At 74.2% G+C, this 24,302-nt stretch carries 23 protein-coding genes; 22 read left to right on the forward strand and 1 reads right to left on the reverse strand.

Features of this window, described 5'->3' with window-relative positions:
- Nucleotides 1–9 precede the first annotated feature (9 nt).
- From E1O70_RS16865 to E1O70_RS16960, 20 genes are all read left to right on the forward strand, one after another.
- A complete protein-coding gene (locus E1O70_RS16865; RefSeq protein WP_061267584.1) occupies nt 10–1,662 on the forward strand; it encodes a UDP-N-acetylmuramoyl-L-alanyl-D-glutamate--2,6-diaminopimelate ligase in 1,653 nt (550 codons plus the stop codon).
- Nucleotides 1,659–3,107, forward strand: coding sequence for a UDP-N-acetylmuramoyl-tripeptide--D-alanyl-D-alanine ligase (locus E1O70_RS16870; RefSeq protein WP_061267585.1), 1,449 nt, complete (start codon nt 1,659–1,661; stop codon nt 3,105–3,107). The genes E1O70_RS16865 and E1O70_RS16870 overlap by 4 nt, the downstream gene beginning before the upstream one ends.
- Nucleotides 3,104–4,186, forward strand: coding sequence for a phospho-N-acetylmuramoyl-pentapeptide-transferase (mraY, locus tag E1O70_RS16875; protein ID WP_021483305.1), 1,083 nt, complete (start codon nt 3,104–3,106; stop codon nt 4,184–4,186). The genes E1O70_RS16870 and mraY overlap by 4 nt, the downstream gene beginning before the upstream one ends.
- Entirely contained in the window at nt 4,186–5,634 is a 1,449-nt protein-coding gene (murD, locus tag E1O70_RS16880; RefSeq protein WP_061267586.1) for a UDP-N-acetylmuramoyl-L-alanine--D-glutamate ligase, read from the forward strand. The genes mraY and murD overlap by 1 nt, the downstream gene beginning before the upstream one ends.
- Before the next feature lie 12 nt (nt 5,635–5,646).
- Nucleotides 5,647–6,993: a putative lipid II flippase FtsW gene (gene ftsW / locus E1O70_RS16885; RefSeq protein WP_082774411.1), complete on the forward strand. Its 1,347-nt coding sequence runs from the start codon at nt 5,647–5,649 to the stop codon at nt 6,991–6,993.
- A gap of 126 nt (nt 6,994–7,119) precedes the next feature.
- On the forward strand, nt 7,120–8,268 hold the full coding sequence (murG, locus tag E1O70_RS16890; protein WP_128957523.1) for an undecaprenyldiphospho-muramoylpentapeptide beta-N-acetylglucosaminyltransferase: 1,149 nt from the start codon (nt 7,120–7,122) through the stop codon (nt 8,266–8,268).
- Complete coding sequence (gene murC, locus E1O70_RS16895) at nt 8,265–9,743, forward strand: UDP-N-acetylmuramate--L-alanine ligase (RefSeq protein ID WP_061267587.1); 1,479 nt, start codon at nt 8,265–8,267, stop codon at nt 9,741–9,743. The genes murG and murC overlap by 4 nt, the downstream gene beginning before the upstream one ends.
- A complete protein-coding gene (locus tag E1O70_RS16900) occupies nt 9,743–10,813 on the forward strand; it encodes a cell division protein FtsQ/DivIB (RefSeq protein ID WP_061267588.1) in 1,071 nt (356 codons plus the stop codon). The genes murC and E1O70_RS16900 overlap by 1 nt, the downstream gene beginning before the upstream one ends.
- 149 nt (nt 10,814–10,962) lie before the next feature.
- The gene (ftsZ, locus tag E1O70_RS16905) at nt 10,963–12,300 is read left to right on the forward strand and encodes a cell division protein FtsZ (RefSeq protein WP_061267589.1); all 1,338 of its coding nucleotides are present in this window, start codon (nt 10,963–10,965) and stop codon (nt 12,298–12,300) included.
- 34 nt (nt 12,301–12,334) lie between these two features.
- Nucleotides 12,335–13,141 carry a peptidoglycan editing factor PgeF gene (pgeF, locus tag E1O70_RS16910; RefSeq protein ID WP_240696746.1) on the forward strand — a complete coding sequence of 269 codons (807 nt, stop codon included), beginning with the start codon at nt 12,335–12,337 and terminating at the stop codon, nt 13,139–13,141.
- Between the two features lie 139 nt (nt 13,142–13,280).
- Nucleotides 13,281–13,766 (forward strand): cell division protein SepF, encoded by a 486-nt coding sequence (locus E1O70_RS16915; protein ID WP_034652914.1) that lies wholly within the window; start codon nt 13,281–13,283, stop codon nt 13,764–13,766.
- 150 nt (nt 13,767–13,916) lie between these two features.
- Nucleotides 13,917–14,207, forward strand: a complete 291-nt coding sequence (locus tag E1O70_RS16920; RefSeq protein ID WP_240696747.1) for a YggT family protein — start codon at nt 13,917–13,919, stop codon at nt 14,205–14,207.
- Between the two features lie 225 nt (nt 14,208–14,432).
- Nucleotides 14,433–15,107, forward strand: a complete 675-nt coding sequence (locus E1O70_RS16925) for a DivIVA domain-containing protein (RefSeq protein WP_061267590.1) — start codon at nt 14,433–14,435, stop codon at nt 15,105–15,107.
- A 138-nt stretch (nt 15,108–15,245) separates the two neighbouring features.
- Entirely contained in the window at nt 15,246–15,707 is a 462-nt protein-coding gene (locus tag E1O70_RS16930; protein WP_021482712.1) for a TraR/DksA family transcriptional regulator, read from the forward strand.
- Between the two features lie 59 nt (nt 15,708–15,766).
- Nucleotides 15,767–16,453 carry a signal peptidase II gene (locus tag E1O70_RS16935; protein ID WP_082774412.1) on the forward strand — a complete coding sequence of 229 codons (687 nt, stop codon included), beginning with the start codon at nt 15,767–15,769 and terminating at the stop codon, nt 16,451–16,453.
- On the forward strand, nt 16,450–17,379 hold the full coding sequence (locus E1O70_RS16940) for an RluA family pseudouridine synthase (protein WP_043655591.1): 930 nt from the start codon (nt 16,450–16,452) through the stop codon (nt 17,377–17,379). The genes E1O70_RS16935 and E1O70_RS16940 overlap by 4 nt, the downstream gene beginning before the upstream one ends.
- Nucleotides 17,380–17,662: 283 nt before the next feature.
- Nucleotides 17,663–17,800, forward strand: coding sequence for a GNAT family N-acetyltransferase (locus E1O70_RS20510; RefSeq protein WP_240696748.1), 138 nt, complete (start codon nt 17,663–17,665; stop codon nt 17,798–17,800).
- A gap of 98 nt (nt 17,801–17,898) precedes the next feature.
- Entirely contained in the window at nt 17,899–21,435 is a 3,537-nt protein-coding gene (dnaE, locus tag E1O70_RS16950; RefSeq protein WP_061267591.1) for a DNA polymerase III subunit alpha, read from the forward strand.
- 24 nt (nt 21,436–21,459) lie between these two features.
- On the forward strand, nt 21,460–21,591 hold the full coding sequence (rpmF, locus tag E1O70_RS20725) for a 50S ribosomal protein L32 (protein WP_082774420.1): 132 nt from the start codon (nt 21,460–21,462) through the stop codon (nt 21,589–21,591).
- Between the two features lie 58 nt (nt 21,592–21,649).
- Entirely contained in the window at nt 21,650–22,054 is a 405-nt protein-coding gene (locus E1O70_RS16960) for a pyridoxamine 5'-phosphate oxidase family protein (protein WP_061267592.1), read from the forward strand.
- 28 nt (nt 22,055–22,082) lie between these two features.
- Here E1O70_RS16960 and E1O70_RS16965 read toward each other — a convergent pair whose 3' ends face one another.
- Nucleotides 22,083–22,319 (reverse strand): RNA-binding S4 domain-containing protein, encoded by a 237-nt coding sequence (locus tag E1O70_RS16965; RefSeq protein ID WP_034652908.1) that lies wholly within the window; start codon nt 22,317–22,319, stop codon nt 22,083–22,085.
- Nucleotides 22,320–22,452: 133 nt separating this feature from the next.
- On the opposite strand from E1O70_RS16965, the gene hisD reads away from it, so the two are divergent.
- Nucleotides 22,453–23,778 (forward strand): histidinol dehydrogenase, encoded by a 1,326-nt coding sequence (gene hisD, locus E1O70_RS16970; protein ID WP_061267593.1) that lies wholly within the window; start codon nt 22,453–22,455, stop codon nt 23,776–23,778.
- The gene (locus tag E1O70_RS16975) at nt 23,775–24,299 is read left to right on the forward strand and encodes a GNAT family N-acetyltransferase (protein ID WP_082774413.1); all 525 of its coding nucleotides are present in this window, start codon (nt 23,775–23,777) and stop codon (nt 24,297–24,299) included. The genes hisD and E1O70_RS16975 overlap by 4 nt, the downstream gene beginning before the upstream one ends.
- The last annotated feature ends 3 nt before the right edge of the window (nt 24,300–24,302 follow it).

Consider the following 24,302-nt stretch of genomic DNA (forward strand, 5'->3'; position numbering starts at 1 on the left):
GTTCTACACGTGACATCCCCGATCGACCGTCTTCGCCCTGCCACGACCACCCGTCGGTCGGTGGCGGACCTGGCAGCACGGTTCGGGCTCGACGTCCGCGCGGGCAGCGCCGCCGCACCGGGCTCCGTCGAGGTGTGGTCGGTGGCGTCGGACGACCGCACCGCCGACGCGGGCGACCTCTTCGTGGCGCTGCCCGGCGCCCGGGCGCACGGGGCGCGGTTCGCGCCCGCCGCCGTGGGCCGCGGCGCCCGTGCCGTCCTCACGGACGCCGAGGGCGCCGACCTGCTCGCGGACGCCGGCCTCGACGTGCCGGTGCTCGTCGCCCCCGACCCCCGCGCGCTCCTCGGCCCCGTCGCGGCCTGGGTGTACGGCGCCCCCGCGCAGGACCTCACGACGTTCGGTGTGACGGGCACGAACGGCAAGACCACGACGACGTACCTCGTCGACCACGCGCTGCGCGCGCTCGGCTGGACGGGCGGCCTCATCGGCACCGTGGAGATGCGCTCCGGCGACCGGGTGCTGCCGAGCCGCCTCACGACCCCGGAGGCGGCCGACCTCCAGGCCCTGCTCGCGGCGATGCGCGAGGACGGCGTGCGCACGCTCGCGATGGAGGTCTCGTCGCACGCGCTCGCGCTCCACCGCGTCGACGGGCTCGTCTACGACGTCGTGGGCTTCACGAACCTCAGCCAGGACCACCTCGACTTCCACGGCGACCTCCAGGAGTACTTCGAGGCCAAGGCGCTGCTGTTCACGCCCGAGCACGCACGCCGCGGCGTCGTCGTGGTCGACGACGCGTGGGGCGAGCGCATGGTCTCGGCCGCGCGCGTCCCCGTCGCGACGCTGCGCGTGAGCCCGACCGCGGCGGGCGACGAGCAGCCCGCGGCGGACTGGACCGTGCACGACGTCGAGCCGTCGGAGGCTGGTGGCTCGGCGTTCACGCTGCGGCACCGTGACGGCCGCAGCGTGCGCACGACGACGTCGCTGCCCGGGCACTTCAACGTCGCCAACGCCGCCCTCGCCCTGGCCCTCGTGCTCGAGGCGGGCACGGACGCGCGCGACCTCGAGACGGCCCTCGCGGCGGCCGGCGGGCTCGACCCGGCGGTCCCGGGCCGCATGGAGGTCGTCTCGGAGCCACCCCACCGGCCGCGCGTCGTCGTCGACTTCGCCCACAACCCGGACGCTCTCGCCCTCGCGCTCGACGCGCTGCGGCCCACCACGACGGGCCGGCTCGTGGTCGTGTTCGGCGCGACCGGCGACCGGGACCGCGGCAAGCGGCCCACGATGGGCGGCGTCGCGGTCGAGGGCGCCGACGTCGTGGTCGTGACCGACGACGACCCGCACGGCGAGGACCCGGCCGCGATCCGCGCGGAGGTGCTGCCCGGCGCCCACGCGGCGCGCGAGGCCGCGGCCGCCGCACCCGAGCCGCGCGACGTCGTCGTGCTCGAGGTCGCGCCCCGCGCCCGGGCGATCCGCGAGGCGATCCTCGCCGCGGGCTCGGACGACACGGTGCTCGTCGCGGGCCGCGGCCACGAGGTGTGGCAGGAGATCGCCGGCGTCGACCACCCCCTGGACGACCGCGTCGAGGCGCGCGCCGCGCTCGAGGAGCGCCCCGCGACGACGCCGCCCCACGACACCCCCGACCTGAAGGAGCACCACGCATGATCGAGCTCACTGCGGCGCAGGTGGCCGCAGCGACCGGCGGACGCCTGTCCGCCGACCCGGAGGTCCGGGTCGGGGGGCCCGTCGTCGTCGACTCGCGCCGGGTCGCGCCGGGGTCGCTCTTCGTGGCGCTGCCGGGCGAGCACGTCGACGGTCACGACTACGCCGCCGGCGCCGTCGAGGCTGGCGCGACGCTCGTCCTCGCCGCGCGCGAGCTCGACGTGCCGTGCGTCGTCGTGGACGACGTCCAGGCCGCGCTCGGCGAGCTGGCCCGCCACGTGCTCGCGACGCTGCGCGAGCGCGGCGACGTGCGCGTGGTCGGCGTCACGGGTTCCGTGGGCAAGACCACGACGAAGGACCTGCTCGGCCAGCTCCTGCGCCCCGAGGGCCCCACCGTGGTGCCGCGCGGGTCGTTCAACAACGAGATCGGCCTGCCGCTCACGGTGCTGGAGGCCGACGAGTCCACGCGCTTCCTCGTGCTGGAGATGGGCGCGAGCGGCGTGGGTCACCTCACCTACCTCACGCGCATCGCGCCCCCGGACTTCTCGGTCGTGCTCGTCGTGGGCAGCGCTCACCTGGGCGAGTTCGGCGGGATCGAGGCCGTGGCGCGCGCCAAGTCCGAGATCGTCACGGGCCTCGCGCCCGGCGGCGTGGCCGTGCTCAACGCGGACGACCTGCGGGTCGCGGCGATGGCCGACGTCGCGCCGGGGGAGGTCGTCACGTTCGGGACGATCCCTGCGGCGGACGTGCGCGCGGAGGACCTGGGCATCGACCGCACGGGCCGGGCGTCCTTCACGCTGCGCGTGCGCCCCGGCGCGTCGGGCGACGCGACGCGCGGCGAGGGCACGAGCGCGCGCGTGACCCTCGGCCTCGTCGGCGAGCATCACGTGACGAACGCGCTCGCGGCCGCGACGGCCGCGCTGCGCCTCGGCGTCGCGCTGCCCGACGTCGTGGCCCGGCTGTCCGACGCGCGCGCCCTGAGCCCGCACCGGATGCAGGTCACCGAGCGTCCCGACGGCATCACGGTGATCGACGACTCCTACAACGCCAACCCGGACTCGATGCGCGCCGCGCTCAAGGCGCTCGCCGTCATGGCGGGGCGCGACCGGCGGTCCGTCGCCGTGCTCGGCGAGATGCTGGAGCTTGGCGAGGACTCGCGCGTCGCGCACGACGACATCGGCCGGCTCGTGGTCCGATTGAACGTCAAGCTGCTCGTCGTGGTCGGCGAGGGTGCCGGCGGGATCCACGACGGTGCGACCCAGGAGGGGTCGTGGGGCGACGAGACGCGCTTCGTCCCCGACGTCGAGGCGGCGTCCGCGCTGCTGCGCGACGAGCTGCAGGAGGGGGACGTCGTGCTCGTGAAGGCCTCGAACGGGTCCGGGCTGTGGCGGCTCGGCGACGAGCTGGCGGCCGCGGGCGCCGGTGCGGCAGGAGGTGAACGCGCGTGATCGCGATCATCGTCGCGGCGGGCGTCTCCCTGCTCGTCGCGCTCTTCGGGACGCCGCTGTTCATCCGGTTCCTCGTGCACCGCAACTACGGGCAGTTCGTCCGCCAGGACGGCCCGACGGCGCACTTCACCAAGCGCGGGACGCCCACGATGGGCGGGGTCGTCATCATCGGCGCGACGCTGCTCGGCTGGGCGATGTCGTACGTCGTCTCGGGGCGGTTCCCGAGCGTGTCCGCCCTGCTCGTCCTGTTCCTCATGACGGGGCTCGGGATCGTCGGCTTCCTCGACGACTTCACGAAGATCCGCAAGCAGCGCAGCCTCGGGCTCACGGCCCGCGCGAAGATCATCGGCCAGGGCGCGGTCGGGATCGCGTTCGCGGTGCTCGCGCTGCAGTTCCCCAACGAGCACGGCCGCACGCCGGCGTCGACGCGCATCTCCTTCCTGCGCGACACGAACCTCGACCTCGCGTTCGCGGGCGTCACGGTCGGGCTGATCCTGTTCGTGCTCTGGGCCAACTTCCTCATCACCGCGTGGTCGAACGCGGTCAACCTCACCGACGGTCTCGACGGGCTCGCGACGGGCGTCTCGCTCATCGTGTTCGGCTCGTACGTGCTCGTGGGCATCTGGCAGCTCAACCAGACCTGCCAGCGCCTCGCGTCGGCCGGGCCGAGCTGCTACGAGACGCGCGACCCGCAGGACCTCGCGATCGTGGCCGCCGCGATCGTCGGCGCGTGCTTCGGGTTCCTGTGGTGGAACGCGAGCCCCGCGAAGATCTTCATGGGCGACACGGGATCGCTCGCGCTCGGCGGCGCGCTCGCCGGCCTGTCGATCCTCACGCGCACCGAGTTCCTCGCGCTCATCATCGGCGGGCTCTTCGTCATCATCGTGCTCTCCGACGTCATCCAGATCGGCTTCTTCAAGATGACCGGGCGCCGCGTGTTCAAGATGGCGCCGCTCCACCACCACTTCGAGCTGTCCGGGTGGGGCGAGGTCACGATCGTCATCCGCTTCTGGCTCATCGCCGGGCTGTTCGCGGCGCTGGGCATCGGGATCTTCTACGCCGAGTGGGTGGTCGGCTAGTGGCACGCGACCCCCACGACCTCGCCGTCCCGCTCGAGCGTGCGCGCGTCGTCGTCGCCGGTCTCGGGGTGTCCGGGCGCGCCGCCGCGGCGGCGCTCCGCCCGCGCGCGGCGTCGGTCGTCACGCTCGACGACGGCGCCGCCGACGCCGACCTACACGACGCGGCGGACGTGGACCTCGCGGCGACGGACCTCGTCGTCGTCTCGCCGGGCTGGCGCCCGAGCCACCCGCTGCTCGTGGCCGCCGCGGAGCGCGGCGTGCCGGTGTGGAGCGAGGTCGAGCTCGCGTGGCGCCTGCGCGTCGCCGGCCCGTCGGGGCGGCCCGCGCCCTGGCTCGCCGTCACCGGGACGAACGGCAAGACGACGACCGTCGAGATGCTCGAGACGATCCTGCGGACCGCGGGCCTGCGGACGGCGGCGGTCGGCAACGTCGGGACGCCCGTGGTCGAGGCCGCGCTCGACCCGACGCTCGAGGTGCTCGCGGTCGAGCTGTCGAGCTTTCAGCTCCACTTCACGCACACGACGTCGCCCGAGGCGGGCGCCGTCCTCAACGTCGCCCCCGACCACCTCGACTGGCACGGCGGCATCGACGCCTACGCGGCCGACAAGGGCCGGGTCTTCGAGGACGCCCGGGTCGCGTGCGTCTACAACGTCGCGGACCCTCGCACCGAGGCGCTCGTGCGCGAGGCGGACGTCGTCGAGGGGGCCCGCGCCGTCGGCTTCACGCTCGGCGCCCCGGCGCGCGGCCAGCTCGGCGTCATCGAGGACGTGCTCGTCGACCGCGCGTTCCACGCGCCCGCGGACGCGCCGGACCGGCACACGCACGCCGCCGAGCTCGCGACGCTCGGCGACCTGTCGCACCTCGCGGGCGCCGACGGCGTCGTGCCCGCGCACGTCGTGGCGAACGCGCTCGCCGCGGCCGCCCTCGCACGGGCGCACGGCGTCCCGGCCGTCGCCGTCCGCGACGGGCTGCGCGCGTTCCGCACGGGGTCGCACCGCATCGAGCAGGTCGCCTCGGTCGACGGCGTCGCCTACGTCGACGACTCCAAGGCGACCAACGCGCACGCCGCGTCCGCGTCCCTCGCGGCGTTCGCGCCCGGCACCGTCGTGTGGGTCGCGGGCGGCCTCGCGAAGGGGGCGTCGTTCGACGAGCTCGTCGCCGCGCGCGCCGACCGGCTGCGTGCGGTGGTGCTGATCGGCGTCGACGCCGAGCCGTTCGCCGGTGCGCTCGCCCGACACGCGCCCGATATCCCCGTCGTGCGCGTGGATCCTGGCGACACTGGGACCGTGATGCCCCGCGCCGTCGACTCCGCCCGCCGCCTCGCGCAGGCCGGCGACACGGTGCTGCTCGCGCCCGCCGGCGCGTCGATGGACCAGTTCCGCTCGTACGCCGCGCGCGGCGAGGCGTTCGCCGAGGCGGCGCGCGCCCTGCGCCCCGACCACGGGTAGGCCGGGCAGCCGATGACCCAGACCGCGAACGGGCGAGGCGCGCCCTCGACGCGCACCGTCCCCCGGGCCGGCACGAGCCGGACGGTGCCGCGGGGCCGGGCGACGACCCGCGAGCCGCGACGCCCGCGGCCCGAGCCCGCCGAGCGACCGTGGCTCGGGCAGTGGAACAGCACGGTGACGAGCTACTACCTGCTCGTCGGCGCGACCACGCTGCTCGCGATCATCGGCCTCGTCATGGTGTTCTCCAGCTCGGCGGTCACGCAGATCGCCGCAGGCAAGTCGCCGTTCGGGGCGTTCCTCGACCAGGCGAAGTTCGCCCTCATGGGCCTGCCCGTCCTGCTCGTCGCCACGCGCGTGCCGGTCGACTGGTACAAGCGGCTCGCGTGGCCCGCGCTCTTCGTGGCTCTCGGGCTGCAGATGCTCGTGTTCACGCCGCTCGCGAAGAACGTCAACGGCAACACGGGCTGGATCGACCTCGGGCTCTTCACGTTCCAGCCGGCCGAGGTCGCGAAGCTCGCGCTCGCGCTGTGGCTCGGTGTCGTGCTCGGACGCAAGCAGCGGATGCTCGGGCAGTGGCGGCACGTGCTGATCCCGGCGGTCCCCGTCGCGGTCGCGGTCGTGGGCCTCGTGCTCGCGGGTCACGACCTCGGCACGGCGCTCGTCGTCATGGCGATCATCGCGGGGGCGTTCTTCGTCTCGGGGGCCGACGGGCGTCTGCTCGCCCTCGGGGCGGGCGGTGCCGCGTTCGTCGTCGGGTACGTGTTCATCCTCAACCAGTCGGGCGGCGACCGGCTCTCGCGCATCATGGCGACGTACCGCGAGTGCACCGACACCCTCGGCGAGTGCTACCAGTCGATGCACGGTCTGTACGCGCTCGGCACGGGCGGGCTCACGGGCGTCGGCCTCGGGGCGAGCCGCGAGAAGTGGTCGTACCTGCCGGAGGCGCACAACGACTTCATCTTCGCCGTGATCGGCGAGGAGCTCGGGCTGCTCGGCACGCTCCTGGTGCTGGGGCTGTTCGTCATCGTCGGCGTCGCCACGAGCCGGATCGTGCGCCGCCACCCCGACCCCTTCGTGAAGATCACGACGGCCGGGATCGCGTGCTGGATCGTCGGCCAGGCGTTCATCAACATCGGCGTCGTCATCGGGCTCCTGCCCGTGATCGGCGTCCCGCTGCCGCTCGTCTCGGCGGGCGGCTCCGCGCTCATCATGACGATGGCCGCGCTCGGCGTGCTCATCTCGTTCGCGCGCTCGGAACCGGGCGCGGCCGAGGCGCTCGCCGCGCGAGGGAGCGTCGTGCGGCGCTCGCTCGCCGTCGTCGGCCGGGCGGCGCGCCCCCGGCGCCGGACCGCGCGATGACCTCCCCGGCCGTCGCGGCCGCTCCGGCCGCGACGCCGGACCCGTGGGGCGCCCCCGCCCCGCACGACAGACCTCCGCACGACGGACAGGACGCGGCACCTGCCGCAGGGAAGGACGACGAGGTACGTGACGACGATCGGTTCGGTGGTGCTCGCAGGCGGCGGGACGGCGGGGCACGTGAACCCGCTCCTCGCGGTGGCGGACGAGCTCCGGGCGCGTGAGCCCGGCGTGGTGGTGACCGCGCTCGGGGTCGCGGGCGGCCTGGAGGACGACCTGGTCCCCGCCCGGGGCTACCCGCTGCGGCACGTGCCGCGCGTCCCGCTCCCGCGCCGCCCGAGCGCGGAATGGGTCAACCTCCCGGGCCGTCTCAAGTCCGCCGTGGACGCGGCGGGCGCCGTCATCGACGAGACCGGCGCGCGCGTCGTCGTCGGCTTCGGGGGCTACGTCTCCACGCCCGCGTACCTCGCCGCGCGCCGTCGCGACGTCCCGGTCGTGATCCACGAGCAGAACGCGCGCCCCGGCCTGGCGAACCGCCTCGGTGCCCGGTGGGCCGCGCGCGTCGGCGTGACGTTCGAGGGCACGCCGCTCAAGGGCGGCGTCGTCACCGGGCTGCCGCTGCGCCGCGAGATCCAGGACCTCGTGGCCGCGCGGGCGGCGGACGCCGCCGGGGTGCGCGCGGACGCCGCGGCGCGCCTCGGCCTCGACCCCCGCGCGCGCACGCTCGTCGTCACCGGCGGCTCGCTGGGGGCGCAGAGCCTCAACGAGGCGGTCTCCGGTGCCGCCGGCGCGCTCCTCGGGGCGGGCACGCAGATCCTCCACCTGACGGGCAAGGGCAAGGACGGCGCGGTGCGCGAGGCGGCGGCCGGTGCCGTCGCGGGCCACCCCGGCGCGCGCTACGACGTGCGCGAGTACCTCGCCGAGATGCAGCTCGCGCTCGCGGTCGCGGACCTCGTCGTGTGCCGCGCGGGCGCGGGCACGGTGGGCGAGCTCGCGGCGCTGGGCATCCCGGCCGTCTACGTGCCGCTGCCCATCGGCAACGGGGAGCAGCGGCTCAACGCCGGCCCCGTCGTCGCCGCGGGTGGCGGCCTGCTCGTCGACGACGCGCAGCTCGACGCGGCGTGGGTCGCGCGCGAGGTCCCCGCGCTGCTCGGTGACCCGGGCCGACTCGACGCGATGGCCGCGGCCGCCGCGGGAGCGGGTGTGCGCGACGGCGCCGCGCGGGTCGCGGACCTCGTCGCCGAGGCCGTCGCTGGTGCACCGGGGGCACGACCGTGACGGCGGCGTCGGGCGAGGGCCCGCTCGCGCTCGAGGCGCTCGGCACGGTCCACCTCGTCGGCGCCGGCGGGGCGGGCATGTCCGTCGTCGCCCGTCTCCTCGCCGCGCACGGCGTCCCCGTCCAGGGCTCGGACGCGCGCGAGGGCGACGCGCTCGCCGCGCTGCGCGCCGACGGCGTCCGGGTGTGGGTGGGCCACGACGCCGCGCACGTCGCCGACGCGGACACCGTCGTGGTGTCGAGCGCCGTGCGCGAGACGAACCCCGAGCTCGCGGCGGCACGCGCGGCCGGGCTGCGCGTGCTGCACCGCTCGCAGGCGCTGGCCTCGCTCATGGCGCGCGGCCGGTCCGTCGCCGTGGCGGGCGCGCACGGCAAGACCACGACGTCCGCGATGATCGCGACCGTCCTGCGCGGCGCGGGCCTCGACCCGTCGTTCGCGATCGGCGGCACGGTGCTCACCGAGGACGGCCCCGTCGCGGGCGGCCACCTCGGGTCGGACGTCCTCGTGGCCGAGGCCGACGAGTCGGACGGGTCGTTCCTCAACTACGCCCCCGACGTCGCCGTCGTCACCAACGTGGAGCCGGACCACCTCGACCACTACGGGTCGCGCGACGCGTTCGAGCAGGCGTTCGTCGACTTCGCGGCGCGGATCGTCCCGGGCGGGACGCTCGTCGCGTGCGCCGACGACGCGGGGGCGCGCGCTCTCGCGTCGTCCCACGCCCGGGCCGGGGGAGCGGTGGTCACGTACGGCACGGCCGCGGACGCCGACGTGCGCCTCGCGGACGTGGCCCCCACCGACGAGGCGGGCCGACCCGGGGTGCGGGCGTCGCTCACGGGCACGGTCGGTGCGGCGCGCCTCGACGGGCTCGCGCTGCTGCTGCGCGTGCCGGGGCACCACAACGCGCTCAACGCGACCGCGGCCGTCGTGACGGCGGTCGTGCTCGGCGTGGACCCGGCGGCGGCGGTCGCGGCCGCGCACGGCTTCCTCGGCACCGGCCGTCGTTTCGAGGCCCGCGGCGAGGCGGGCGGCGTGCGCGTCGTCGACGACTACGCGCACCACCCGACCGAGGTGGCCGCGCTGCTCGCCGCCGCCCGGCCCGTCGCGGCCGGCGGTCGGGTGCTCGTGCTGTTCCAGCCGCACCTGTACTCGCGCACCGCGACGTTCGCCCGCGAGTTCGCGCAGGCGCTCGCCGGCGCGGACGAGGTCGTGGTCACGGGCGTCTACGCGGCGCGCGAGGAGCCGGACCCGGCCGTGAGCGCGCGCACGATCACCGACCTGGTCGACGCTCCCGGCGTGGTCGTCGACGCGGTCGAGGACCGCGTCGAGGCGGCCCGCCGCGTCGCGGACGCCGCCCGCCCGGGAGACCTCGTGCTCACCGTCGGGGCGGGGGACGTCACGGAGCTGGGCGCCGTCGTCCTCGAGCGCCTCCGCGCGCGTCGCGACGGCGCCCCGGCGCCCGGAGGAGGCGAGGCCTGATGCGTCCGCCGCCCCAGCCTCGTCCCGCCGCGCCGCGGCCGGGCCGGTCGGGCGCGGGCGAACGGGCCGGACGGCCCGCGGCTCCGGGCCCCGCGAAGCAGGCCCCGAGCTCCGCGAAGCCGGCCCCGCCCGCGGGCGCGCGCCGTGCGCCGGTCGAGGACACGCCGACGCGACCGGTGCGCCGCGTCGCGGCTCCGGGCTCCGAGCTCGTGCGCTCGTCGGGCGGCCGACCCGGCACCGGTCGTCCTCCGGCCGCGCGCGGTGGCGGCGGCCGGGCCACGGGCACGACGACGTCCGTACCGCGCGGCGCGTCCGCCGCCCCGATCGGGGTCGTCTCACACGGCATGGCCGAGCGGCTCGCCGAGCGCGACGCGATGCGCCGTCACCGGGTCCGCACGCGCGTCCTCGGCTGGGTCGCGGCGCTCCTCGTCGTCGCCGGTCTCGCGTGGGTGGCGTTCTTCTCGCCCGTGCTCGGCCTCGACCTCGACAAGGTCACGGTCTCCGGCGAGGGCACGGTGATCGACCCGCAGCAGGTCCGCGACGTGGTCGCCGCCGCGGACGGCGTGCCGCTGCCGCGGCTCGACACGGTCGCGCTGCGCGAGCAGGTGCTCGACCTCAACGGCGTGCGCGACGTCGAGATCCGGCGTGCGTGGCCCTCGGGGCTCGCTGTGCTCCTCGAGTCGCGCGAGCCCGTCGTGGCGGTGCCCGTGGACGACGGCTTCGCGCTGCTCGACGCCGACGGCGTCCACGTGCGCACCGACCCGGTCGTGCCCGAGGGGCTGCCGGAGATCGACGCGCCGCTCGACGACCAGGGGGCGCGGGCGCTCGACGCCGCGCTCGTGCTGCTCAACGCGCTCCCGGCGGACCTCCACGCGCAGGTCGCGGAGGTCTCGGCGCCGACGCGCGACGCGGTCCGCATGACGCTGCGGGACGGCGTCGTCGTCGAGTGGGGGAGCTCCGAGGAGGCGGCGCTGAAGGTGCGCGTCCTGCAGACGCTCCGGGCCGTCCCGGAGAACGCGGGGGTCACCGTGTACGACGTCTCGGCCCCACGGCTCCCGGTGACGCGGTGAATGCGCGCGTGGCGATCCCCGACACGCGCGGGACGGTCGTTGATGATGGGCACGTCGACACCTACGGTCGACCCATGAACGACCTGACATAACTATAACCCTCTACTTGAGGGTGAAGGTTCAGGGCTGACCGATCGAGAGGCATTGACGTGGCAACTCCGCAGAACTACCTAGCAGTGATCAAGGTGGTCGGCATCGGCGGTGGGGGCGTGAACGCCGTCAACCGGATGATCGAGGTCGGCCTCAAGGGTGTCGAGTTCATCGCCATCAACACGGACGCCCAGGCGCTCCTCATGTCCGACGCGGACGTCAAGCTCGACGTCGGTCGCGAGCTCACGCGCGGTCTCGGCGCCGGCGCCGACCCCGAGGTCGGCAAGAAGGCCGCCGAGGACCACGCCGAGGAGATCGAGGACGTGCTGCGCGGCGCGGACATGGTCTTCGTCACGGCGGGCGAGGGCGGCGGCACCGGCACGGGCGGCGCACCGGTCGTCGCCCGCATCGCGCGCTCGCTCGGCGCGCTGACCGTCGGCGTCGTGACGCGGCCCTTCACGTTCGAGGGCCGCCGCCGCTCGGTCCAGGCGGACCAGGGCATCGAGAACCTGCGCAACGAGGTCGACACCCTCATCGTCATCCCGAACGACCGCCTCCTGTCGATGTCGGACCGCAACGTCAGCGCGCTGCAGGCGTTCCACCAGGCCGACCAGGTGCTGCTGTCCGGTGTCCAGGGCATCACCGACCTCATCACGACCCCCGGTCTCATCAACCTCGACTTCGCGGACGTCAAGTCCGTCATGCAGGGCGCGGGCAGCGCCCTCATGGGCATCGGCAACGCGCGGGGCGACGACCGCGCGGTCCAGGCCGCCGAGATGGCGATCTCGTCGCCGCTCCTCGAGGCGAGCATCGACGGCGCCCACGGCGTGCTGCTCTCCATCCAGGGTGGTTCCGACCTCGGCCTGTTCGAGATCAACGAGGCGGCGCGCCTGGTCCACGAGGCCGCGCACACCGAGGCGAACATCATCTTCGGCGCCGTGATCGACGACGCGCTGGGCGACGAGGTCCGTGTCACCGTCATCGCGGCCGGCTTCGACGGCGGTGCCCCGCAGGTGCGGGGCGACGCGCGGGCGCTCGGCCAGGTGGCAGGTGCCCAGCGCCCCGCGACGAGCGCGATCCCGGTCGTGCCCGCCGCGCGGACCGTGCCGCCGGCACCGACGACGGGTGCGCACACGCTGCCGCGGCCGGTCGTGCCGATCCAGCCGGAGGCCGACGACGTGCCCGTCACGCTCGACGGCGGTCACGGCCCGGTGCCGGTGCAGCCGGTCGCCCCCGCCCCGTTCACCGTGGTCGGTTCCGGCGACGCCGGGAACCACAACGCGGAGGCCGTGCCGGGCGGGCAGAACGAGGGCGTCGACGTGCCCCCGCGGATCTTCGACGAGGAGCCCCCGCGCCGCAAGGTCGAGGAGCTCGACGTGCCCGACTTCCTCAAGTGACGGTGCGCGACCGCGTGGCGCGGTGCGGGGCCGCGTGAGCGCCGGGGCCGTGCAGGACGGGAGGGGCGGTGCCGACGGCGCCGCCCCTCCCGTCCTGCTCGAGGTGGACCTCGGGCCGGGGGTGCGCGCCGGCTTCACGACGCGCGACGGCGGGCTCTCGCCGGCGCCGTGGGACACGCTCAACCTCGGGCTGAACGTGACCGACGACGCCGATCGGGTGCGCGCCAACCGTGCGCGCGCGGCCGCGTGGCTCGGCGTCCCGGCGTCCTTCGCGACGCAGGTGCACGGCACCCGCGTCGCGACGGTGGAGCCTGTGCCGCGCGGTGCGGACCCCGTCGACACGGTGGGGGAGGCGGACGCCCTCGTCGCCGCGTCCCGCGGCGCGGGCCTCGGCGTTCTCGTGGCCGACTGCGTGCCCGTCCTCCTCGCAGACGCCGAGGCGGGCGTCGTCGGCGTCGCGCACGCCGGGCGCCGCGGCCTCGCGCACGGGGTGGTCGACGCGGCGCTGGGCGCCCTGGTCGCCGCTGGCGCGCGGGTCGAGCGGGTGCGGGCCGCCGTCGGGCCGAGTGCGTGCGGGCGGTGCTACGAGGTGCCCGCGTGGATGCGCGACGACGTCGCGCTCGCGCGTCCGGCCACGTGGTCCACGACGTCCTGGGGGGCGCCGGCGCTCGACCTGCCCGCGGGGGTCGTCGCCGACCTCGTCGCGGCGGGCGTGGCGGACGTCGTGCGCGTCCCGGCGTGCACGATCGAGGACGAGCGGTTCTTCTCGCACCGTCGGGCGGCGCGCCGCGGCACGACGACCGGTCGGTTCGCCGGGCTCGTGGCGCTCACCGACACCTGAGCGGGCTCGGTCCGACCTCCGCACGAGGTTGCGCACGCCGGGCGTGTCGTCCGGGGCTCGCCGCGCACCCTCGGTTAGCGTGAACGCACCGGTCCGACGGCCGGTGGACCGAGGATCGATCGAGGACGGAGCAAGGCCCATGGCGGGAGCGCTGCGCAAGACCATGCTGTATCTGGGCCTCGCTGATGATCGCGGCGAGGACGAGCAGGACGAGTACGTCGACGAGCTCGACGAGACGGGGGCGGACGTGGCGCACGACTACCAGGCACCGGTGACGCCGCTGCACCGCGCGCTCGGGCCGCGCGAGGTGCCGCAGACGAGCATGTCGGCGGCCGAGCTGCGGCGGATCACGACGGTGCACCCGCGGTCGTACAACGACGCGCGCGTGATCGGCGAGGCGTTCCGCGGCGGCACCCCGGTGATCATGAACCTCTCGGACATGGACGACGCGGACGCGAAGCGCCTCGTCGACTTCTCCGCGGGCCTCATCTTCGGGCTGCACGGGGCCATCGAGCGCGTCACCAACAAGGTGTTCCTGCTCTCGCCCGAGCACGTCGAGATCACCGGCGAGGAGCAGGCCGCCGCGCCGGCCCCCGGTCGCGCGGGCTTCTACAACCAGAGCTGAGCGTGCGCGCGGCGCGGTGACCCGCCGAGCACGCGCCGCACGCACGGAGGGGCGGACGCGGTGACGCGCCCGTCCCTCCTGCGCGTCCGCCCTGGGCGTAGCGCGTGTCCCCGGCGGGGCCGGGGGCGGTGCGTCTGGCACAGTTGACCCGTGATCTGGGACCTCATCACAGGCATCGTCGGATTCCTGCTCTGGCTCTACCTGCTGCTGCTCATCGGTCGGCTCGTGTTCGACTGGGTGCAGTTCTTCGCCCGCGACTGGAGGCCCCGTGGGGTCCTGCTGGTGCTCGCCGAGGTGATCTACTCGGCGACGGACCCGCCCCTGCGCGCGCTGCGTCGGCTCATCCCGCCGCTCTCGCTGGGTCAGGTGCGCCTCGACCTCGCATTCATCATCCTGTTCTTCGCGGTGACGATCGCGGCGCAGGTCGTGTCCTCGCTCTGAGACGCACGTCACCCGATCGGGGTGTCCGGGCGGTCCGTACCGGGCCGCTACGTCCGGTTCGCCCCGACCCCCACCGCGCGCCCGCGCACGCTGCACGCCGTCGGCACGGTTCGACGGCGCGCGACGGCGCGGCTGCTCCCGCCCCTGAGGGCAATGTCCGCTACTTTGGAGTCTGGTGATCGCGAGGTCGCCCGGACCGACACGCAAACGCTATGAGGTGAACCGATGGCACTGCTCACTGCAGAGGACATCCTGAACAAGAAGTTCTCGGCGACGAAGTTCCGCGAGGGCTACGACGTCGAAGAGGTCGACGACTTCTTGGACGAGGTGGTGAGGACCCTCAACTCCGTGCAGGAGGAGAACGAGGACCTCAAGGCGAAGCTCGCCGCGGCGGAGCGTCGTCTCGCCGAGCTCAGCCGAGCCGACGCGTCCAGCGCTGCGGTGCAGCCCCCCGTCGTCGAGACGCCGAAGGCGCCCGAGCCGGAGCCGGAGCCCGTGCGCGCCGCCCCGATCTCGCAGGCCGTCGTCACGAAGAACGCGGCGGAGCCAGAGTCGGCGACGGGCATGCTCCAGCTGGCCCAGAAGCTGCACGACGACTACGTGCGCTCCGGCCAGGAGGAGGGTGACCGCCTCATCGCGGAGGCCAAGGAGGAGGGCTCGCGCATCGTGCGCGAGGCCGAGGAGACCTCGCACCGCACGCTCTCGCAGCTCGAGCAGGAGCGTTCGCTCCTCGAGCGCAAGATCGACGAGCTGCGGATCTTCGAGCGGGACTACCGCACGCGTCTCAAGAGCTACCTGCAGAACCTGCTGGGCGACCTGGACAACCGGGGCAGCGCCCTCCCGCCGCGCAGCAACGTCGGCGGGGCGAGCCGCACGAGCGACCTCGCTCCCGGCATCTAGCACCTGCGTCGACCGTCCGGCAGCGGCCGGTACGCCACGCACCTACGCCTTCTCTCCCGCCTCGGCGGACCGGCGTGGTGTGTTGTGCGTACCGGCCGCTGCGTCTACTCTCGCGTGACTCGAACTTGGAGGGGCGACATGACCAAGCTCACCACCGCGGCCCGTTCGGCCGTGCGCGACCGTTTCCCGAACCTCGCGAAGGACGTCAAGTCCTTCCCCGTGCGCGACGGGGAGGAGCCCTGGACCCTGCGGGAGGCCGAGGAGCTCGCCGCGGAGCTGCTCGCCGAGAAGGAGCGGCTGGAGGGGGAGCTCGCCGTCGCGGACGAGGAGCTGTCGAACCTCCTGCGCCACTCCGGTGACGGGGCCGGCGACGACCAGGCCGACTCCGGGTCCAGCGCCCTCGAGCGAGAGCAGGAGCTGACGCTCGTCAACAACGTGCGCGACCTCCTCGCGCAGACGTCGCACGCGCTCGACCGCATCGCGGCCGGCACGTACGCGACGTGCGAGGAGACGGGGCTGCCGATCGGCAAGGCGCGCCTCCAGGCGTTCCCGCGCGCGAACCTCTCGGTCGAGGCCAAGCAGCGCGCCGAGCGGCGCTGAGCGCCGACGCGTCGCGGGGCCGCGTCGACCGGGGCGACGACGTGGCAGACTTGCGGCCGATGTCCACCTCCGCGCGCCCCGAGCCCACCGACCCCGCCGACGCCTCCCCGCAGGCGCCCGCCGACCTCGCCGCAGGAGCCGTCCGGCGCGGTCCGCGACGCGTCCTGGTCGTGTGGACCGTCGTCCTCGCCGTCCTCGTCCTCGTGCTCGACCAGCTCACCAAGTGGTGGGCGGAGTCGAGCCTCACGCTGGGCGACGACACGATCCCGCTGGTGGGGTCGCTGCTCGGGCTGCGGCTCATCTACAACCCCGGTGCGGCGCTCTCCATCGCGACCGGCATGACGTGGCTCCTGACCATCGTCGTGGTCGCGGTCGTCGTCGTCATCGTGCGCATGGTGAGCCGCATCGGCTCGCGCGCGTGGGCCGTCGCGCTGGGCCTCCTGCTGGGCGGCGCGCTCGGGAACCTCGTCGACCGCTTCTTCCGGGAGCCCGGCTTCGCGCGCGGGCACGTCGTCGACTTCATCGCCTACGCGAACTGGTTCGTGGGCAACGTCGCGGACATCGCGATCGTGGCCGCGGCCGTGATGATCGCCGTCCTGTCGGTGCTCGGCATCGGGCTGGACGGGACGCGCCACGGCGGCGACCACGCGGGCTCCGGGACGAGCGCCGACGACGCCGTCGAGCCGACGTCCGGGCCCGCACCCGAGCCGACCGCCACGCGAACCGACGACGAGGGGGCGCGGTGAGCCTCCGGTCGCTCCCGGTGCCCGACGGCCTCGCGGGCGAGAGGGTCGACGCCGGGCTGTCCCGGCTCCTCGGCCTCTCGCGGACGCGGGCCGCAGAGCTCGCCGCAGGCGGCGCCGTCCGCCTCGACGGGCGCGAGGTCGGCAAGTCCGACCGGCTCGTCCCGGGCGGGTGGCTCGAGGTCGACGTGCCCGACGCCGCGCCCGCCGTCGAGGTCGTCGCGGAACCCGTGCCGGGCATGGGCATCGTGCATGACGACGACGACCTGGTGGTCGTCGACAAGCCCGTCGGGGTCGCGGCCCACCCGTCGCCGGGCTGGACGGGCCCGACCGTCGTCGGCGCCCTCGCGGCCGCGGGGTACCGGATCTCGACGTCGGGCGCCGCGGAGCGCCAGGGCATCGTGCACCGCCTCGACGCCGGGACGTCGGGACTCATGGTCGTCGCGAAGAGCGAGGTCGCGTACACCGCGCTCAAGCGCGCCTTCAAGGAGCGCACGGTCGAGAAGGTCTATCACGCGCTCGTCCAGGGCCATCCCGAGCCCACCACCGGGACCATCGACGCGCCGATCGGGCGGCACCCCAGCGCGGACTGGAAGTTCGCGGTCACGGCGGAGGGCAAGCCCTCGGTCACGCACTACGAGGTGCTCGAGATGCTGCCCGCCGCGTCCCTCGTCGAGGTGCACCTCGAGACGGGTCGCACGCACCAGATCCGGGTGCACTTCTCCGCGCTGCGGCACCCGTGCGTCGGCGACCTCACGTACGGTGCCGACCCGGTGCTGGCCTCGCGCGTGTCCCTGACGCGCCAGTGGCTGCACGCGATGCGCCTCGGGTTCGAGCACCCCACGACCGGGCAGTGGCTCGAGCTGACGAGCGAGTACCCGGACGACCTCGCGCACGCGCTCGAGGTGCTGCGCGGGGCGTACGCGTGACCGTCGCCGCCTCGGGGCCGGGCGACGCCCGGCTCGCCGTGGAGCGCGTGGCCGACGACGCCGGGCTGGCCGCCGCGCACGCGCTGCGGCTCGCGGTGTTCGTCGACGAGCAGGGGGTGCCGGTCGAGGAGGAGATCGACGACCTGGACACCGCGGAGACGACCACGCACGTGCTCGTCCGGGACCGCGACCGGGGCGGGGACGTCGTCGGCACGGGCCGGCTCCTCACGGACCCCGCGCACCCGGGAGAGGTGCACGTCGGCCGGGTCGCGGTCGCCGCGCCGTGCGCGTCCTCCTCTCCGCCCAGGTCCAGGCGATCGGCTTCTACGAGCGGCTCGGGTACGCCGTGTCCGGACCCGTCTACCTCGACGCGGGCATCGACCACCGCGACGCCGCCAAGACCCTGACGACGTACGTCTGACCCCTCTCGGCGGGGCACCGCGCGCCGTTCGCGTGACGTACCGCACGACCCGCCGCGACCTCGCCCGGGTGTGGGTGGGGCACGCCTAAGATCGGTGCATGCCCACCGCGACCGAGGACTTCGTCCACCTCCACGTCCACACCGAGTACTCGATGCTGGACGGTGCGGCCCGGATCGGGGACCTGTTCGACGAGGTCGAGCGCCTGGGCCAGAAGGCCATCGCGACGACGGACCACGGCTACGTGTTCGGGGCGTTCGAGTTCTGGTCGCGGGCGCAGGCGAAGGGCATCAAGCCGATCATCGGCGTCGAGGCGTACGTCACGCCGGGCACGAGCCGGTTCGACCAGACCCGCGTGCGGTTCGGGCAGCAGGGGCAGGAGTCCGACGACGTGTCGGCGCGCGGTGCGTACACGCACATGACGCTGCTCGCGAAGGACAACGAGGGTCTGCACAACCTGTTCCGGGCGTCGTCGCTCGCGTCGCTCGAGGGGCAGATGGGCAAGTGGCCGCGCATGGACCGCGACCTCCTCCAGCGCTACGGCAAGGGCCTCGTCGCGACGAGCGGGTGCCCGTCGGGCGAGATCCAGACGCGCCTGCGCCTCGGCCAGTGGGACGAGGCGGTGCGGACGGCGGGCGAGCTCCAGGACATCTTCGGCCGCGAGAACTTCTTCGTCGAGCTCATGGACCACGGGATCGACATCGAGACACGGGTCACGAAGGACCTCCTGCGCCTCGCGGAGACCATCGGGGCGCGCCTCGTCGCGACGAACGACCTCCACTACGTGCGCGAGGAGGACGCTTCCAGCCAGGAGGCGCTGCTCGCGATCAACTCCGGCTCGACGCTCGACGACCCGGACCGGTTCAAGTTCGACGGCACCGGCTACTACGTGAAGTCGGCGGCCGAGATGCGCCGGGTCTTCGCGGAGCTCCCCGAGGCGTGCGACAACACGCTGCTCATCGCCGAGCAGTGCGAGGTGTCGTTCGACACGAAGGCAAACTACATGCCGCGGTTCCCCGTCCCCGAGGGCGAGGACGAGACGAGCTGGTTCGTCAAGGAGGTCGAGCGCGGGCTGCACCGCCGCTACCCGAACGGCATCCCGGACGCGGCGCGCAAGCAGGCGCAGTACGAGACCGAGGTCATCATCCAGATGGGCTTCCCGGGGTACTTCCTCGTGGTCGCCGACTTCATCAACTGGGCCAAGGACCAGGGCATCCGCGTCGGCCCCGGCCGTGGGTCCGCCGCAGGCTCGATGGCGTCGTACCTCATGGGCATCACCGAGCTCGACCCGCTGGAGCACGGGCTGATCTTCGAGCGGTTCCTCAACCCCGAGCGCGTCTCGATGCCCGACGTCGACGTCGACTTCGACGAGCGTCGGCGCGGGGAGGTCATCCGGTACGTCACGGAGAAGTACGGCGACGACCGCGTCGCCCAGATCGTCACCTACGGGACGATCAAGGCCAAGCAGGCCCTCAAGGACTCGGCACGGCTCCTCGGCTTCCCGTTCGCGATGGGGGAGAAGCTCACCAAGGCGATGCCGCCGGCCGTCATGGGCAAGGACATCCCCCTGTCGGGGATCTTCGACCCGAAGCACGAGCGGTACTCCGAGGCGGCGGAGTTCCGCCAGCTCCACGACACCGACCCGGAGGCGCAGCGCGTCGTCGAGCTCGCGCGGGGTATCGAGGGGCTGAAGCGGCAGTGGGGCGTGCACGCCGCGGGCGTCATCATGTCGAGCGACCCGCTCATCGACATCATCCCGATCATGCGCCGTCCCCAGGACGGCGCGGTCATCACGCAGTTCGACTACCCGACGTCCGAGGGCCTCGGCCTCATCAAGATGGACTTCCTCGGGCTGCGGAACCTCACGATCCTCGACGACGCGCTCGAGAACATCGAGATGAACGGCAAGGAGCCGATCGAGATCGAGTCGCTCACGCTCGACGACAAGGCGTCGTACGAGCTGCTCGCGCGCGGTGACACGCTGGGCGTGTTCCAGCTCGACGGCGGCCCCATGCGCGCGCTCCTGCGCCAGATGAAGCCGGACAAGTTCGACGACCTCTCGGCCGTCATCGCGCTGTACCGCCCGGGCCCGATGGGCATGAACTCGCACACGAACTACGCGCTGCGCAAGAACGGGCTGCAGAAGATCGAGCCCATCCACCCGGAGCTCGAGCAGCCCCTCGCGGAGATCCTCGACGAGACCTATGGCCTCATCGTCTACCAGGAGCAGGTCCAGAGGGCCGCGCAGATCCTCGCCGGGTACTCGCTCGGACAGGCCGACCTGCTGCGGCGCGCGATGGGCAAGAAGAAGAAGGAGATCCTCGACAAGGAGTTCGTGCCGTTCCAGGCGGGCTGCCGGGAGCGCGGGTACTCCGACGCCGCGATCCAGGCGGTCTGGGACACGCTGGTCCCGTTCGCGGGCTACGCCTTCAACAAGGCGCACTCCGCCGGGTACGGCCTCGTGGCGTACTGGACGGCGTTCCTCAAGGCGAACTACCCGACGGAGTACATGGCGGCGCTCCTGCAGAGCGTGCGCGACGACAAGGACAAGCTGGCCCTCTACCTCAACGAGTGCCGCCGCATGCACATCACCGTGCTCCCGCCGGACGTGAACGACTCGGCGGCGAAGTTCACCGCGGTGGGCGGCGACATCCGCTTCGGTCTCACGGGCGTGCGCAACGTTGGCGCGAACGTCGTCGACGCGATCATCCGCACGCGCGAGGAGAAGGGCGCGTTCACGTCGTTCACCGACTTCCTCGACAAGGTGCCGGCCGTGGTGTGCAACAAGCGCACCATCGAGTCGCTCATCAAGGCAGGCGCCTTCGACTCGCTCGGCCACGCGCGGCGCGCCCTGCTCGTCGTGCACGAGCAGGCCGTCGACTCGGTCATCAGCGTCAAGCGCAAGGAGGCCGAGGGGCAGTTCGACCTCTTCGCCGACTTCGGGGGCGCCGACGCCGAGGACGGCATGTCGTTCTCCGTCGACGTGCCCGACCTCCCGGACTGGGACAAGAAGCAGCGCCTCGCGTTCGAGCGCGAGATGCTCGGCCTGTACGTGTCCGACCACCCGCTGTCCGGTCTCGAGCACGTGCTGACGCGCGCGGCAGACACCGGGATCGCGAACCTCCTCGCCGACGAGGGCCGGCCCGACGGCTCCACCGTGACGATCGCCGGACTCGTGACGTCGCTCCAGCGCAAGATGAGCAAGAACGGCAACCCGTGGGCGGCGGTGACCATCGAGGACCTCGAGGGTGCCGTCGAGGTCATGTTCTTCGGCGAGACGTATCTCGCGTACTCGACCGTCCTCGCCGAGGACCAGGTCGTGGTCCTGCGCGGGCGCGTGCGCCGGCGCGACGACACGATGCAGCTCCAGGCGATGGAGGTCTCGCTCCCGGACATCACCGTGGGCGCGGAGTCGCCGCTCGCCGTGAAGGTCTCGCACACGCGCTGCGTCGAGCCGATCATCCTGCGTCTGCGCGAGGTCCTCGCGACGCACCCCGGCTCGGCCGAGGTGCACGTCCAGGTCCTCGAGCCCGGCAAGACCACGGTCGTGCGCGCGGGCGACGGGCTGCGGGTCGAGAAGTCGCCGGCGCTGTTCGGCGACCTCAAGGCGCTGCTCGGGCCGTCCTGCCTGCTCTGACACGCCGACGCCGTCGGTCCGGCACTGCGCACGGTCCCGCCGCGCAGACGGTCCCGCCGCGCAGACGGTGCCACCGCCCGGGCGGTGCCGTCCTGCCCGCGCTGCGGCGCACGCAGGACGGCGCACCCGCTGCGGCTCGTCGGCGGCGTCGTGTGACGACCGGCACGAGACGGCTCCGGCCGGTGCCGGGCAGGCCGCGCCTAGACTCGCGAGCGTGATCCGACTCAACCCCGAGCAGCGCGTCTTCGTCACCGAGCGGCACCTGGCCACGCTCACGACCCTGCGCGAGGACGGGAGCCCGCACGTCGTCCCGGTGGCGTTCACCTGGGACCCGGACGCGGGCGTCGTGCGGATCACGACGAACCGCGGGTCGGTGAAGGCGCGCAACGCCCGCCGGACCGGGCCGGACGGGGCGCACCCGCGCGCCGCGGTGTGCCAGGTCGACGGCGGACGGTGGCTCACGCTCGAGGGGACGATCGAGGTCGTCGAGGACGCGGAGGAGGTGGCGGACGCCGTCGCGCGCTACGCCCGCCGCTACCGCCCGCTGACGCCCAAGCCGGAGCGCGTGGTGCTGCGCCTCGCGCCGGACAAGGTGATGGCCTCGACGTACATGGCCTGACCCCTACCCGGCGGGTCGTACTCGCGGCTCAGGCGACGGTCGCGCTCTCCCCGCCCTGCGGCCGGTCCACCGTGACGACGTCGCCCCGGTGCAGCTGGCGTCCCCGGCGCGTGTCCACCTCGCCGTTCACGCGGACCTCGCCCTCGGTGACGAGCTCGCGCGCCTCCGCGCCGGACTCGGCGAGCCCGGCGAGCTTGAGGAACTGGCCGAGGCGGATGACGTCGTCGGAGATCTCGACCGGGCGGGCGTCGTCGGAGGCGTTCATGACGCCATTCTCCCCGGCGCCGCGTGCCGCGACGACACGACTCCCGACGAGAACGCGCCCGGCGCGGGCCACCAAGACGACCGGTGGGCGAAACGCGCTCGTCGCGGGCCTCCCGGGCTCCTAGACTCGTCGCATGATCTCCCGCATCGATCTCCGAGGGCGTTCCCTGTCCGCACGCGAGCTCGCCGAGGCCCTGCCGCGCGCAGAGGTCGGCGTGGAGGACGCGGCGCATCGGGTCGCGCCGATCCTCGAGGCGGTGCGGACGCGCGGGGCCGAGGCCCTGCGCGAGTACGGCGAGCGCTTCGACGGCGTGCGGCCGGAGCACCTGCGGGTCCCGGCCGACGAGATCGCCGCGGCACTCGCGGCGCTCGACCCGCAGGTCCGGGCAGGGCTCGAGGAGTCGATCCGACGGGTCCGGCTCGTGCACGCGGCGCAGCGCCCGCAGGACTTCACGGTCCAGGTCGCGCCGGGCGCCCAGGTCCGCCAGCGGTGGGTGCCCGTGCGCCGCGTCGGGCTCTACGCGCCCGGTGGTCTGGCCGTCTACCCGTCGTCCGTCGTGATGAACGTCGTCGCGGCGCAGGAGGCGGGCGTGCCGAGCCTCGCCGTCGCATCACCGCCGCAGCGTGAGGGGGGCGGCCTGCCGCACCCGACGATCCTCGCGGCGTGCGCGCTGCTCGGCGTCGACGAGGTGTACGCCGTCGGCGGGGCGCAGGCTGTCGCGATGTTCGCGTACGGTGCGGCCGGCAGCGAGCCGCAGGACGGCGACGTGCTGTGCGAGCCGGTCGACGTGGTGACGGGCCCCGGCAACGTCTTCGTCGCGGCGGCCAAGCGGCTCGTGCGAGGCGTCGTGGGCATCGACGCGGAGGCGGGCCCCACCGAGATCGCGGTCCTCGCCGACGCCTCGGCGGACCCGGGGCACGTCGCGGCCGACCTCATCAGCCAGGCGGAGCACGACCCGCTGGCCGCCGCGGTGCTCGTCACCCCGTCGGTCGAGCTCGCCGCCGCGGTGGAGGCGCGCCTCGCGGACCTCGTGACCGCGACGAAGCACGCGCAGCGCGTCGCGCAGTCGCTCGCGGGCCCGCAGTCCGCGATCGTGCTCGTCGACGACCTCGAGCACGGGCTGCAGGTGGTGGACGCCTACGGCGCGGAGCACCTGGAGATCCAGGCCGCGGGGGCGGCCGGGCTCGCCGAGCGCGTCACGAGCGCGGGGGCGATCTTCGTCGGGCCCTGGTCGCCGGTCTCGCTCGGCGACTACATGGCCGGCTCGAACCACGTGCTGCCGACGGGCGGCTGCGCGCACTTCTCCAGCGGGCTCGGCGTGCACAGCTACGTCAAGGCCGTCCAGGTGGTCGAGTACGACCGCGACGCCCTCGAGGACCTCGCGGACCGGATCGTCGCCGTGGCGAACGACGAGGACCTCCCGGCGCACGGCGAGGCGGTGCGGGCGCGGTTCCTGTGACCGCCGGTCGGTCCGGCGCGTCGCACGACGGCGGCCCGCACGGGGTCTCCGCTCGGGACGCCGTCGTGCGGGTGCGGCGTGCCGTCCCGCGCGACGCGGCCGACCTCGTGTCGTTGCGCGTGCACCTCATGCGCGCGATGGGCGAGCCCGGCGCGGAGGACCCGACGTGGCAGGGCCGGGCACGCGCGTGGTTCGCCGCGGGTCTCGCGACGACCGACGTCGTCGCGTTCGTGGTCGACGCGCCGGGACGCCTCGCGGCGTGCGCGCTCGTCGAGCTGCACCGGTCCGCGCCGTCGGCGCGCAACCCGCGCGGCACGACGGCGCACCTGTCGAACGTCTGCACGCACCCAGGAGACCGCGGCCGGGGGTTCGGTCGCGCGTGCGTCGGAGCGGCGCTGGACTGGGCCCGCACGGCGGGCGCGGACTCGGTGTCCCTCCACGCGACGCCGGAGGGCGAGCCGCTCTACCGGTCGCTCGGCTTCGTGGACACGACGTACACCGAGCTGCGCCTGCGCTGGTGACGC

This window comes from Cellulosimicrobium funkei, assembly GCF_004519295.1.
Lineage (GTDB): Bacteria > Actinomycetota > Actinomycetes > Actinomycetales > Cellulomonadaceae > Cellulosimicrobium > Cellulosimicrobium funkei.